Origin of the sequence: Paenibacillus sp. FSL M7-0802 (assembly GCF_038004945.1) — a bacterium.
GTDB lineage: Bacteria > Bacillota > Bacilli > Paenibacillales > Paenibacillaceae > Paenibacillus > Paenibacillus polymyxa_B.
This window is the reverse complement of the sequence record NZ_JBBOSD010000001.1, coordinates 2,930,267-2,943,161: the sequence shown is the minus strand read 5'-3', so window position 1 is coordinate 2,943,161 and position 12,895 is coordinate 2,930,267. Positions and strand designations below refer to the sequence as shown.

13 protein-coding genes are annotated in these 12,895 nt (G+C 43.5%); 10 read left to right on the top strand and 3 right to left on the bottom strand.

The genetic code is table 11. The annotated features are described in order from the left end of the window. Positions 1–11 precede the first annotated feature (11 nt). From MHB54_RS13710 to MHB54_RS13690, 5 genes are all read left to right on the top strand, one after another. A complete protein-coding gene (locus MHB54_RS13710) occupies positions 12–707 on the top strand; it encodes a response regulator transcription factor (protein WP_023991030.1) in 696 nt (231 codons plus the stop codon). Continuing rightward, positions 700–1,704 carry a sensor histidine kinase gene (locus MHB54_RS13705; RefSeq protein WP_028540912.1) on the top strand — a complete coding sequence of 335 codons (1,005 nt, stop codon included), beginning with the start codon at positions 700–702 and terminating at the stop codon, positions 1,702–1,704. Before MHB54_RS13710 ends, MHB54_RS13705 begins: the two co-directional genes overlap by 8 nt. Positions 1,705–1,806: 102 nt before the next feature. Further along, positions 1,807–2,568: an ABC transporter ATP-binding protein gene (locus tag MHB54_RS13700; RefSeq protein ID WP_053326448.1), complete on the top strand. Its 762-nt coding sequence runs from the start codon at positions 1,807–1,809 to the stop codon at positions 2,566–2,568. After that, positions 2,558–4,498: an ABC transporter permease gene (locus tag MHB54_RS13695; RefSeq protein ID WP_254348327.1), complete on the top strand. Its 1,941-nt coding sequence runs from the start codon at positions 2,558–2,560 to the stop codon at positions 4,496–4,498. The genes MHB54_RS13700 and MHB54_RS13695 overlap by 11 nt, the downstream gene beginning before the upstream one ends. Positions 4,499–4,686: 188 nt before the next feature. Then, positions 4,687–5,082: a hypothetical protein gene (locus MHB54_RS13690; RefSeq protein ID WP_068939207.1), complete on the top strand. Its 396-nt coding sequence runs from the start codon at positions 4,687–4,689 to the stop codon at positions 5,080–5,082. Between the two features lie 80 nt (positions 5,083–5,162). Here MHB54_RS13690 and MHB54_RS13685 read toward each other — a convergent pair whose 3' ends face one another. Next, positions 5,163–6,137, bottom strand: coding sequence for an aldo/keto reductase family protein (locus MHB54_RS13685; RefSeq protein WP_340981661.1), 975 nt, complete (start codon positions 6,135–6,137; stop codon positions 5,163–5,165). A 162-nt stretch (positions 6,138–6,299) separates the two neighbouring features. Next, a complete protein-coding gene (locus MHB54_RS13680; RefSeq protein WP_023991036.1) occupies positions 6,300–7,262 on the bottom strand; it encodes a radical SAM protein in 963 nt (320 codons plus the stop codon). 232 nt (positions 7,263–7,494) lie between these two features. Between MHB54_RS13680 and MHB54_RS13675 the strand changes: the two genes are divergently transcribed. The 5 genes from MHB54_RS13675 (at position 7,495) to MHB54_RS13655 (ending at position 11,657) form a co-directional block, all read left to right on the top strand. Continuing rightward, entirely contained in the window at positions 7,495–7,941 is a 447-nt protein-coding gene (locus tag MHB54_RS13675; RefSeq protein WP_076295181.1) for a MarR family winged helix-turn-helix transcriptional regulator, read from the top strand. A gap of 67 nt (positions 7,942–8,008) precedes the next feature. After that, positions 8,009–8,824, top strand: a complete 816-nt coding sequence (locus MHB54_RS13670; RefSeq protein WP_076295180.1) for an NAD(P)H-binding protein — start codon at positions 8,009–8,011, stop codon at positions 8,822–8,824. 123 nt (positions 8,825–8,947) lie between these two features. Continuing rightward, positions 8,948–9,424 carry a DsrE/DsrF/DrsH-like family protein gene (locus MHB54_RS13665; protein ID WP_023991039.1) on the top strand — a complete coding sequence of 159 codons (477 nt, stop codon included), beginning with the start codon at positions 8,948–8,950 and terminating at the stop codon, positions 9,422–9,424. A 134-nt stretch (positions 9,425–9,558) separates the two neighbouring features. Then, a complete protein-coding gene (locus MHB54_RS13660; protein WP_340981659.1) occupies positions 9,559–11,067 on the top strand; it encodes an aminotransferase class V-fold PLP-dependent enzyme in 1,509 nt (502 codons plus the stop codon). 80 nt (positions 11,068–11,147) lie between these two features. Further along, positions 11,148–11,657: a DUF1036 domain-containing protein gene (locus MHB54_RS13655; protein ID WP_028540920.1), complete on the top strand. Its 510-nt coding sequence runs from the start codon at positions 11,148–11,150 to the stop codon at positions 11,655–11,657. A 103-nt stretch (positions 11,658–11,760) separates the two neighbouring features. Here MHB54_RS13655 and MHB54_RS13650 read toward each other — a convergent pair whose 3' ends face one another. Continuing rightward, a complete protein-coding gene (locus MHB54_RS13650; RefSeq protein WP_340981658.1) occupies positions 11,761–12,813 on the bottom strand; it encodes an LLM class flavin-dependent oxidoreductase in 1,053 nt (350 codons plus the stop codon). Positions 12,814–12,895: the final 82 nt, after the last annotated feature.

The window sequence follows — 12,895 nt, the reverse complement described above, 5'->3', positions numbered from 1 at the left end:
TGGTGAAATCGTTGTTCAAAATCCTACTAATTGAAGATGATGAAACTTTGTTCCATGAAATGAAGGATCGGTTAACTCAATGGAACTATGATGTGTATGGCATCCAGGATTTTAATAAAGTCATTCAGGAATTCACAACGATAAAGCCTGACCTGGTCGTGATAGATATTCAATTGCCGAAATTTGATGGGTTTCATTGGTGTCGAATGATTCGATCCCACTCTAACGTGCCCATTCTTTTCTTATCATCACGGGATCATCCTACGGATATGGTGATGTCGATGCAGCTTGGCGCGGATGATTTTATCCAAAAACCGTTTCATTTTGATGTACTCATTGCAAAATTACAGGCGACACTCCGCCGCGTATATAATTACAATACAGAGCCTGTCTCCCTGAAAACATGGCGTGGAGCGACGGTCGATTATGAAAAAAACGTAGTAGCCAATGAGGCTGGCTCCATCGAATTAACCAAGAACGAAATTTTTATTTTGAAGCTGCTGATTGAACAAAAAAATAAAATTGTCGCACGAGAGGAATTAATTAAAAGCCTCTGGGATGATGAACGTTTTGTCAGCGACAATACCCTGACCGTCAACTTGAACCGCCTGCGTAAAAAATTAGACGAGCTGGATTTGGGCCGTTTCATTGAAACGAAAGTCGGGCAAGGCTACATGGCTACAGAAGAGGCACCTTCCTATGATTAAAAAATATCTTATAGAGAGGCGAAGCTGGATTCTACTGTTTGTATGCCAGCAATTCCTGATCCTGTTCATTGCTTATGTGGATGCAGCAATTCCGTTAATGCCCATCCTTTATATCGTCTTCTTATCCATGATGATTTTCTTGGTTTTTTTAATCATTCGCTATCCCAAGGAAACCAAATTCTATACCACACTAGAAGAATGGGAGAGCCCTCTTGAACTAACGGGTATAGGCGAACCGGAGAGTCCGTTTGAGCAAATCATTGAACAAAAAATCACTGACCAGACCGTACGGTTACAACAGATCATCTCGCAAAATCAATTGACACTTGAACATGAAAAAGATGAATTATTATCCTGGATTCATGAGGTAAAAACACCTTTGACCACCATGCATTTGATGATTGAGCGGTTGGACGATAAGCCCCTAAAAGCTCAGTTAACCTATGAATGGCTACGAATCCACTTACTGCTGGATCAGCAGCTCCATCACAAACGCATATCCTTTATTGAAAATGATCTGTATGTCGAGCAAGTGAATTTAAAATCTCTGGTTTTTAATGAAATCAAAGCATTACAGTCATGGTGCATCCAAAAAGGGATCGGTTTTGACATCCAATTGGAGCACATGGAAGTGCTGAGTGATGCCAAATGGCTGGCTTTTATCATCAGACAGCTCTTAACCAATGCCATCAAATATAGCGATGCCAGTGATATTATCATTCACAGCTATGAACAAAGGGATCGAATACAGCTTGAGGTCCAAGACTTTGGGCGCGGTATTGATCCGAAGGATATACCCCGTATTTTCGAGAAAGGTTTTACCTCCACAACCCAACATTCTGATCATACTTCAACGGGCATGGGGTTATATTTAACGAAAAAGGCAGCACAGTCCTTGCTCATACATATAGATGTGCACTCCAAACCGAACGTGGGTACAACCTTCACTTTAATTTTTCCCAAACGAAATGATTTTGTGAGCATGGTGAGCATGTGACAGAGATGTCACATGCTTTTATGTATTGTTCGCCCAATCAAAGGAAAAACATCGGCTCTATTTTTATAATAAGGCTACAAGAACAATAAGGAGTGCATCGAAGTGAATATTTTAGAAGCCCATAAAATTCATAAAAGCTACGGTAATAAGTTAAATATGCAGGAGGTTTTGAAGGGAATAGATATCGTCATTGAAGAAGGGGAATTTGTCAGTATTATGGGAGCCTCCGGTTCAGGTAAAACCACACTGCTGAATGTTCTTTCCTCCATTGATAAAGTGAGCCAAGGCTCCATTAAAATCAATGATATCGAAATGACGAAAATGAAAGAAAAGCAACTGGCTGAATTTCGCAAAAAGCATTTAGGCTTTATTTTTCAAGAGTACAATCTGCTGGATACGCTAACCGTGAAGGAGAATATTCTCTTACCCTTATCCATCACCAAAACGCCTAAAAAAGAAGCCAACCAAAAATTTCAGGAAGTAGCTACAGAACTGGGAATTTATGAGCTCAAGGACAAATACCCCAATGAAATCTCGGGTGGACAGAAGCAGCGTACATCTGCGGCCAGAGCGTTTATTCATGAGCCCAGTATTATTTTTGCCGATGAACCTACGGGTGCGCTGGATTCCAAGTCGGCTTCCGATTTATTAAATAAGCTGGGCCAGTTGAATCAAAAACGCAAGGCAACCATTATTATGGTCACGCATGATCCTGTCGCTGCCAGCCATTGCAGTCGGGTCATTTTTATTAAAGATGGGCAAATGTATACCCAGCTTCACAAAGGCGAGCAGGAAAGACAAAGCTTTTTCCAGGATATCATGAAAACCCAAGGTGTCTTAGGCGGGGTCCAATATGAACATTAATCTGCTCATTCTAAAAAATTTGAAGAAAAACCTGAAAAATTATTACCTTTATGTTTTTGCTCTCATTTTCAGTGTTGCGCTCTATTTCGCTTTTGTCACATTACAATACGATCCCTCCATGGACGAAGTGAAGGGTTCTGTTAAAGGTGCAGCTTCCATACGTGCAGCATCCGTTTTACTGGTCGCCATTGTCTGCATCTTCCTTTTGTATGCTAATAATATCTTTATAAAAAGACGCAGCAAAGAAATTGGCCTATTTCAATTGATCGGAATGACTAAAAATAAAATTTTTCGCATCCTGAGTGCTGAAAACTTAATTCTATACTTCAGTTCACTATTCATCGGAATTGGGGTTGGATTTTCCTTTTCCAAATTAGTGATCATGATTTTATTTAAGACGACGGGCGTCGAAGCCATTGCCACTCTATATTTCTCTAACCAAGCATTGACTCAAACACTCATCGTTTTTGGTATCATCTACCTGTTGATCATGCTCATGAATTATTCCTTTATCAAAAGACAAAGTATTTTGTCTTTGTTCAGAGTAACCTCAACTACCGAGGGGAAAATCAAGAAAATATCTATCTATGAGATGATCATCGGGATCATTGGAGTTTCATTCATCGCTTTAGGATACTATGTTTCTTCCAAATTATTTGGCGGAGACTTTACATCCATGAATGAGTTATTTATCGCTATGGTGTTTATTTTGGGCTCTGTCATCATCGGAACACTCCTTTTTTATAAAGGATCTATCCGCTTTATTTCCAATATCATCAGAAAAAGTAAAGGCGGCTATTTGAACATTAATGAGGTGCTATCTCTCTCATCCATTATGTTCCGCATGAAATCCAATGCTTTGTTGTTGACCATTATTACAACAGTATCAGCACTTGCCATCGGTTTACTTTCCTTAAGCTATATCGCCTATTATTCTGCGGATCAAGCAGCTGAGGACAATGTGCCTTCCCATTTTGCAATGACGAATGTACTGGATGCGGAGAAATTCAAAACGTTACTTCAGGAGCATGACATAAAGTATCGTGAAAAGAAAATTGAAGTTATTCAAGTCAGCGTGAACACAGCGCAAATTATGGACACTCCTCTGGAAGGGTTAAATATCGGTGCGAATTCCATGACGTTGCCTGTCATAAGCGATCAATCTGTGAAGGGTACGGATGTATCTCCAGGCCAAACGATTTTAACAGGCTATAATGATTTGTTACAGAAATTTATGTCCTTGAAAAACTCAGGTCCATTGGATTTGAAGGGAAATAAGGAAGTCATACACCAACAATATGTGGGTCTAAAAAAGGAGTACGTGATTCCCTACTATTTTACAGCCGGTGGATTACCCACTGTCATTGTAGACGAAACTATCTTTGAGCGGCTAAAGAAAGATGCAAATCCTGAGATTCAAAAGAAGTCATCCTTATATATTGGAATTGATATGATAAATGCAGAACAGATCAAAGAAGCCGATCGTCTCTTTGCAGCTGCGAATTTTAATGATCAACAAACATCACGCCTTGAAATGAGCAGCAATCAGAAGCGGAACATGGGAGTGATCATGTTTGTAGTTGGCTTTTTAGGACTGACCTTTCTCATTACATCAGGCTGCATCCTTTATTTTAAGCAAATGGATGAGAGTGAAGACGAAAAAGCCAATTACACCGTGTTAAGAAAGTTAGGGTTCACTCAAAGTGACCTGCTTAGGGGCATTAAAATAAAACAACTCTTTAACTTCGGCATTCCACTAGTAATTGGCCTTTCACATAGCTATTTCGCCGTTCAATCTGGCTGGTTCTTGTTTGGAACTGAAATTTGGATGCCTATGATCATCGTTATGGTGCTGTACACCGCCTTATATTCCATTTTCGGGATACTATCCATCCTGTATTATAAAAAGGTCATTAAATCAGCATTGTAATCGGCAAAAAGCAAAAAAAAGCCCCAGGCGAAAGCGCTGGGGCTTTTCCAAATATTTGAGCATTTTCGTTCCTATGTGTACAATAAAATAACTATCATCGTAACCCCAAAGGGGGAGAGCTTATTTTATTATTAATCATCAATGGCATCGGCATCGTAGCCAATATCATACTCGGTTCCTCTGTAGGCGTGGCTATTATCGTAGGAATCGTCTTTTTCCTGATTGGCTTGCCTGAGTTTAAAAGATCGCCGAAACTCACGAAAAAGGCTAAAAAAGATATCACTTATATTATGTCAACCCTATTAACTCTCCTTATATTCGTAGTTATTGTTTCTTGGAACCTCCATACTTCAGGTGACCTGTTTCTTGAAGGTCCGCTAACACCACAAATGAAGTTTCACTGGGGACAAAAGGTGTTGCTGCTAGGTCTACTGGAGGGCTTATGGGCTGTCATCAGCCTAAAATGGCTGTTGCCTATCTTTTTTGATCCGCTGGATCTCAGTAAGAAGCAAATCCTTGTTTTAGTAAGCGGGATTGTATTTAGTGTGGTTTCAGGTATTTATGCCCTGCTTGAAGCAAGTTAAAAAGTCTCGCTCTTCTCTGTTAAGGACAGGAAGAGCGAGACTTTTTTATTAATGGTTCCCCTCTACAGAAGCTAGAATGCTTAACGCAAAGGTTCAAACCCCTCTGCTTGCTTGAGAATCCGCTCAATTTCCGCGCATGTCTCCGGTTGCAGCGTCACTTCGACTGCTTTTACATTTTCTTCGATTTGTGCCGGTTTAGTGGCCCCAATGAGTGCAGCGCTGATACCCGGTTCTCTCAGAATCCAGGCAAGCGCGAGCTGTGACAGGGTAATACCCAAATCCTTCGCCAGCTTATCCAGCTCCTGGACACAGTTTAGAACGGTATCGTTCATGTAACTGCTGATGACATTATTGACAGATGCATCAGCCCCGCGGCTGCCCGTCGGTAAAGGTTGTCCAGGCTTGTATTTACCCGTGAGGATACCTTGAGCCAGAGGCGAAAATACAATTTGGCCGATACCTACCTGCCCGGATACGGGAAGTACCTCATGTTCGATATAACGTTCGAACATATTATAGATTGGCTGATTGGCAATCAGCGGGCGCAAATTCAGCCTTTTTCCAATCCCATAGGCATCCGTGAGCTGGGTAGCACTCCATTCACTGACAGCAGCGTACAGAATCTTTCCCTGAGCCTGAAGGTCATCAAGCGCTCGCAGCGTCTCTTCCAAAGGAGTACCCGAATCATAACGATGACAGAAGTACATGTCGATATAATCCGTGCCAAGACGCTTCAGACTCGCTTCACATTGCTCCATAATGTGCTTGCGTGACAGTCCCCTGTCATTGGGACCAGAATCCATAGGGAAGTAAACCTTGGTAGATAACACATAGCTCTCTCTTCGATAAGGCTTCAAGGCAGCTCCCATAGCCTTCTCGCCTTCTCCCCGGTTATACGCGTTCGCGGTATCAAAGAAATTAATCCCGAGTTCAAAGGCTTTGGCAATACAGGTATGAGCTGCTTCCTGCTCGGCAGCTGTACCGTACGTTAACCAGCTACCCAGACCGATTTCACTAATTTTAAGACCACTGTTGCCTACATTTCTATATTTCATATCTACTCCTTCTTTCATAAGAAGATCATATTTTTATATTTTAACATGTAAACCCTTTCATTAAAATCATTGATAAAGGACTCATGGAGTTATATGAAGGATATCTACCACCCTGACTGTTAGGGTGGTAGATGCTTATAGCCTCACAATCTCAAATCATATTTACTTGCTTCCTACAGGAAAAAGCGCATCATATGCGGGACAAGGCAGTTTGTCGAGAAACTCCTGAAGCTGCTTCGGTTTATTTTTGTAAATATCCTTTAAGGATGTTCCATTATAAATATTGCCGATGACCACAGGATGGCATAGCTCACAGATCAGGATGTCCCCGTTCCCGTGAAGATGGAGCTGTTTTTTACCGTCAACACAGTTGGAAAAATAAACACCAGGTTGTTCCTTGAAGCCCAGCGCTTCTGCAAAACGATCCATGCAGGTAAAATACAACACAGTATCATCTTTCTTATGTGCAATCAGGTCATGAACGGAACGGACGAGCGCTTCCTTGGTGGAAATAGCATTCCAGTTCGTATGATCCATCACAATGCTGTTTTGGATTTCATGGATGCGCACACCGAGTTCATATACCTTTTCGCTAATCGCTGGCATGTTGTTCTGCGTCTCCGCAAACAGCAACGTCTCCAGCACCGTTTCCAGCTTGGCTTCGGTACATAATCGGATATTTTGAACGATTTTCTCATACATGCGAGGATGAACATGATAATAGGTTGCATATTTATCGGCATCCGTGAAGTTGAAAGAGATATGAATGTTGGAAAGTCCTGCATCACGTAGTTTCTCAATTCGTTCAGGGCTGAGCAAGCTGGCATTGGTATTGAGCTGGGTAGCGATGCCCTTGCTTGAGCAGTGAGCCACAATGTACAGACAATCCTCATACTTCAAGGTCACTTCTCCCCCGGACAGTCGCACACGTTTTAACGTTGGAATGTCATCAATAATATCAATGACCTCTTTGCTGCTAATGCATTGCCCATCGTTCCGCTGATACGCGCAGCAGTAATCACACTTGAAGTTGCAATTAGAGGTGACCCCGACTTCCAGTCCCTCCAGCTCGTAGATGCCCGGCTTTTCCAGTTCAAGTGCTTTATATTTGTTGTCTATACTCACTTTCTCATGATCCTCCCGATCTCAGGCTTATGTCTTGAATTCCCTTGAGATTATACAGAATAGGAGTGGTTTGTAGATATGACATTGGTAACGGTGGGTGCAAACAGATACAACAGCGGTAGCGACCTTGAAATTCGCTTATCAGCGCTGAAAAATTAATTTGACAAGTACTACCTAACTTTAGTAAATTCATATTAGTTAAGCCCTTAACTACATTTATGGTGGTGATCGTTTGAAAGACCTACAGGATTACGTACTTGATTTGCCGCTGCATTCTCTGGTTTTCTTTTCACTGGTGGAAACGACAGCCGGATTAGTTGATGTCTCAGAAAAATACTGGCATTCGAAGGGAACCAATGGAGCCAGAATTCGAATTCTGGTTGAAATCATGAAGGAAGGAGGTACAATTCTCCCATCTGTGCTCGCCCAAAGGATCGGTGTCACCAAATCAAATATTAGCCTGCTGCTCACCCCGCTCGAAAACGAAGGATTCATTCGCCGGGAAGGCCATCCCATGGACGGCAGAAAATCGGTAATTTCTATAACAAGCGAAGGGCAAAGCCTTCTGCTGCGTAATTTACCCGAAAACCGGCAGAGGATTGCGGAAAAAATGCAGGTGTTGAATGATCAGGAATTGAAGCAGCTCCTTTCCCTGCTCAACAAATTAAAGAGGACGTAACGGCTTTTCTACTCAATTGGTTAAGCCCTAAACTAAAATCCCATTTGTATAAAAAGGATGATATTCCATGTCGATCGTTATTACTGGAGCCAATGGTCAATTGGGGAGCCTAATCATACAACAGCTCCTTCAAAAAGTCTCACCTCATGAAATTACCGCTTGTGTTCGCCACCTTGAAACCGGAAAACACTATGAGGCACAGGGAATTACAGTACGATTAGGTGACTACGATCAACCCGATTCGCTTGAGCAAGCATTCGCGGGTGCTTCCCAACTGTTGTTGATTTCAAGTTCACATCCCGACGATACGATTCGTATTCGTCAACATACTCATATCATAGAAGTAGCTAAAAAATGTAAAGTAGAACACATTTTATACACCAGCTTTGCCTTTTCTGAAGCCAGCTCTATCCCCCTCTCCAATCTGCATTTGGCTACAGAACACGCCATTTGTACCACCGGAATTCCTTACACTTTTCTACGGAATGCATTATATACTGATTTTGTCAAAACTCTTGACCTGAACGCCGCCATAGCGAAGGGCGCACTCGATATTTACCCTGGAGAGTGGAAATTTAACACCGTCACGCGTTGGGATCTTGCCAGAGGGATCGCAGCAGTGCTATCCGATCCAGACCGCCATAAGAACAAGAAATATGAATTTGTCTCCTCCAGTCCCTGGACCTTTTCAGATTTGACAGCAGCTTTGACCGAGCTTACAGGCAGATCCATCTCCCTCCGTCATGACCCCCAAATCAAAAATTGGATATTTGGGTTTTTGGGCAAAATAGATACGCGCTCCACGTCGGATGAATTGGAACAGTTGATCGGTGGTCCGCTCACTTCACTGAAAGAAAGCATCCGGCCCTTTATCTCCACATGAAAAACAACGCTAAAAATTCTTGCCAACACCCACTCCATAAATTGTGAGCGATATGTGAACTGGGCATACTTCTCATTCCCAAATCCATACTGAATATATCTGTTGGTAATGGAGGCGGGAATTGTGGATAAAAGGATGAATCTGCTTATGTTCAGCGGCGATTATGATAAGGCAATGGCTGGACTGATTCTGGCAAATACAGCGCGGGAATTGGACGTGGACGTGACGATGTTTTTTGCGTTCTGGGGACTATTTCTGGTTCGTGATCCTGACAAGATGACGTTTGAGGACAAGACGATTTATGAAAAAATCATGGGCTGGATGACTCCAAAAGGACCCGAAGAGTTGCCATTATCCAAAATGAATTTTAGCGGCCTTGGCAAGCTGATGCTGACGGAAATGATCGAAGATAACGAAGCCCCGAAGCTCATTCATTTCTTAAAAGGAGCACGGAAGAAAAATGTGAAATTTTATGCCTGTAAGCTATCGGTCGATATTATGGGCTTTAAACCGGAAGAATTTATACCTGAACTGGAAATTATCGAGGCCAAAACGTATTTAAAAGATGCGCTCGAATCCGATATGCAGTTGTTTATATAAGATAGACTTGCGCCTTATCCGGCTGTTGGATGAGGCTTTTATTGTGACTAAATGATGACACTCGCCTATTTTTTTTAACCTATTCGGGCCTACCTACGTACCCTAAGAAGACAGAACGACTTGGGAGGCGCCGTATGCTCATGGCTCGAATTGGAAGCAGTAATTGTAGGTATCAGCCTTCTAACGAGGCTTATTTCCAAAGGTATCGTGAAAGTACAATCGGATATCACCAGACCTTTGAATCTCCATATGGGCAAAAAAAGCTGATTTATGCGGATTGGGCAGCCAGCGGCCGTCTGTATGGACCCATCGAGTCGAAAATAGCTAATGAATTAGGCCCTTTTGTGGCGAACACGCATACGGAGTCTAATTTGACAGGAACTCTGATGACCCAAGCCTATGAAGAAGCGAAACAAATCATTAAAAGCCACGTTCATGCCAATGAACATGATATCATCCTGTTTGCCGGGTCCGGTATGACAGGTGCAGTGAATAAGCTTCAGCGACTGCTAGGATTGAAAATACATGAAAAATTAAAGCCCCTCTACCCCATCGCCGAAAAAGAACGTCCCGTTATTTTCGTTACACACATGGAGCACCACTCCAATCATATTTCCTGGGCAGAAACCATTGGAGACGTTGTGTGTCTTCCTCCAGGTCCTGGCGGGATGGTCGATCCAACTCATCTCGAACGACTGCTACTTCAATTTAGGCATCGCCCTATCAAAATCGGCGCCTTTACCGCCTGCTCCAATGTTACAGGGTTCGAAGTGCCGATTTACCAGCTAGCCCGCAAAATGCACGAACATGGCGGCGTTTGTTTCGTTGATTTTTCGGCAAGCGCACCTTATACCGAGATCAACATGCACCGCACGGATCCCCTTGAGAAACTGGACGGGATTGTATTTTCACCCCACAAATTTCTTGGGGGTCCCGGTACAAGCGGCGTTTTAATTATGGATTCGAGGCTGTGCCTCAATTGTGCTCCAGATCAGCCAGGAGGGGGCACAGTTAGCTGGACCAATCCTTGGGGTGGATACGAGTATAAAGAGAATACTGAAGCCCGTGAGGATGGAGGGACGCCTGCCTTTCTACAGGCCGTTCGAACGGCGCTCTGCATTCGGCTGAAGGAACAAATGGGACAGAAGCGCCTGTTGGAGCGCAAAAAGGAACTGACATCTCTATTACTAAAGAGCTTGAGTGCCATACCAGACCTACACATTTTAGGAAGAAGTAGCCAAGAACGAATGGGAATCGTTTCTTTCGTTGTCGGCCATATTCACTATAACCTAATTGTAAAACTATTGAATGATCGGTTTGGCATCCAGGTCCGGGGCGGCTGCTCTTGTGCAGGCCCCTACGGACATTATTTGCTGGGCATCGACCAGCAAACATCTAAACAAATGACAGACCTGATCCATGCGGGAGACTTATCTCGAAAACCGGGCTGGGTGCGTCTGTCGCTCCATCCCATGATGACGAATCAGGAGGTCTCCTATATCGCCTCTTCCATACGAGCAATCGTGGAAAACATCACGACCTGGCAAAAAGATTATATCTATCAACCAGATACGAATGAATGGCGATCTATGAATGAACATCACAAAATAGACATCAGCAAATGGTTTAATTTTAGCGATTAAGAGACTCCTGTCCGTTCCCTTCTTTCAAAATTCTCATAGGATACACTGTAAATTACTATATGAGGAAAGAAGTGACGACAATGGGGCTCAATTTTCGCAACAGTACTAGTGCAGCTATCTTTGTAGTCTTTGCCTACCCGGACTTCAGCTGTACTCCTGTTAACTACTCTAAAGCAGGCTGGTACCGTGTTAACCCCGGACAGACTATTCAGGTTTGGAGCGGCTTCGCAGGAGGTAATACGTTCTTTTATTACGCTGAAGATGATTTTGGACGCGAATGGCGGGGTTCATATTTCACTCAAGTTCCTGAAAATGCCTTCAATTGGTGCTGGGATACAGGCTGTACCACTTGTAGAAGCGTGGGACTGCGGAGAATCGCAGTTAGTCCGTTCGTCTTGGACTACACCATCAACTTTGTAACGAGCAGCAGTCAAAGAAAACCTGCATCATCCACACTCCGCATGACATTGCCTTCCAAAGCAACCCAAGAGAAACCTATTTTGCGCAGAGTTCCTGCAACACCTAAGAGACTAAAACAAGGCAAAACTTTATTGCAAAAACGTATTGCGCATAAAAAACGGACCAAATAAAAAATGATCTGATCAGCTCGCATATAGTTTTTTTAGAACCCAAAAAAGGAGCGACCTCCCCCCATGGCCTGCTCCTTTCTCTTTTATCTATGAGGCAACCCACTTATTTACTCTCGGATTCCCACTTGGATATCTCTTCACGAACCCGTGGTGCTACCTCTGTTCCCAATAGCTCAATAGCTCTCATGACATCATCATGCGGCATCGTACCGACGGGCACGTGCAACAGAAAACGTGTAATGTCTACCTGTTTACGCAGATGAATGATTTTCTTGGCAACCGTATCGGGATCGCCTACATACAACGCTCCTTCAAAGCTGCGTGCGGCATCGAAGCTGGAACGAGTGTAAGGGCCCCAACCACGTTCACGCCCAAGCACATTCATGCTCTGCTGAGTGGAAGGGAAGAACTTATCCGCTGCCAGCTCAGTCATCTCTGCGATAAAACCATGCGAGTGTGATGCAACCGGAAGCAGCGATGCATCATGACCAGCATGCCTAGCGGCTTTTTTATACAGTTCCACCACCGGGGCAAACTGTACAGGGCTACCCCCAATAATCGCCAGAACCAGCGGCAACCCGAGCAAGCCTGCACGAACCACAGATTCCTGATTGCCCCCACTCCCAATCCATACGGGCAAAGGATTTTGAACTGGACGCGGATACACACCCAAATTGTTGATTGCCGGCCGATGCCCGCCTTTCCAGGTAACTTTCTCGGATTCTCGGATTTTCAATAACAGCTCCAGCTTTTCATCGAATAATTCATCGTAGTTATCCAAATCATACCCAAATAACGGAAACGATTCGATAAAAGAACCTCGGCCTGCCATAATCTCAGCTCGTCCATTCGAAATACCGTCCAGTGTAGCAAAATCTTGAAACACACGTACGGGATCATCCGATGAAAGCACCGTAACTGCACTGGTTAACCGAATTCGTTGGGTCTGTGCTGCTGCAGCAGCGAGGATAACAGCCGGAGCAGATGCCGCATAATCTTTACGATGATGCTCCCCCACGCCGTACACATCCAGCCCTACCTGATCTGCAAGCACAATCTCCTCGACCACTTCACGTATACGTTGTGCGTGACTGATAACCTCACCCGTTTGGGTATCCGGCGTTGTTTCTACAAACGTGCTTATACCTATCTCCACTTGTTCTACCCCCTATTTTCATGCCCTATTCTCATACGACTGCTTTCGAAGCCAATCATTTTAAAAACCGATATCTTTATAT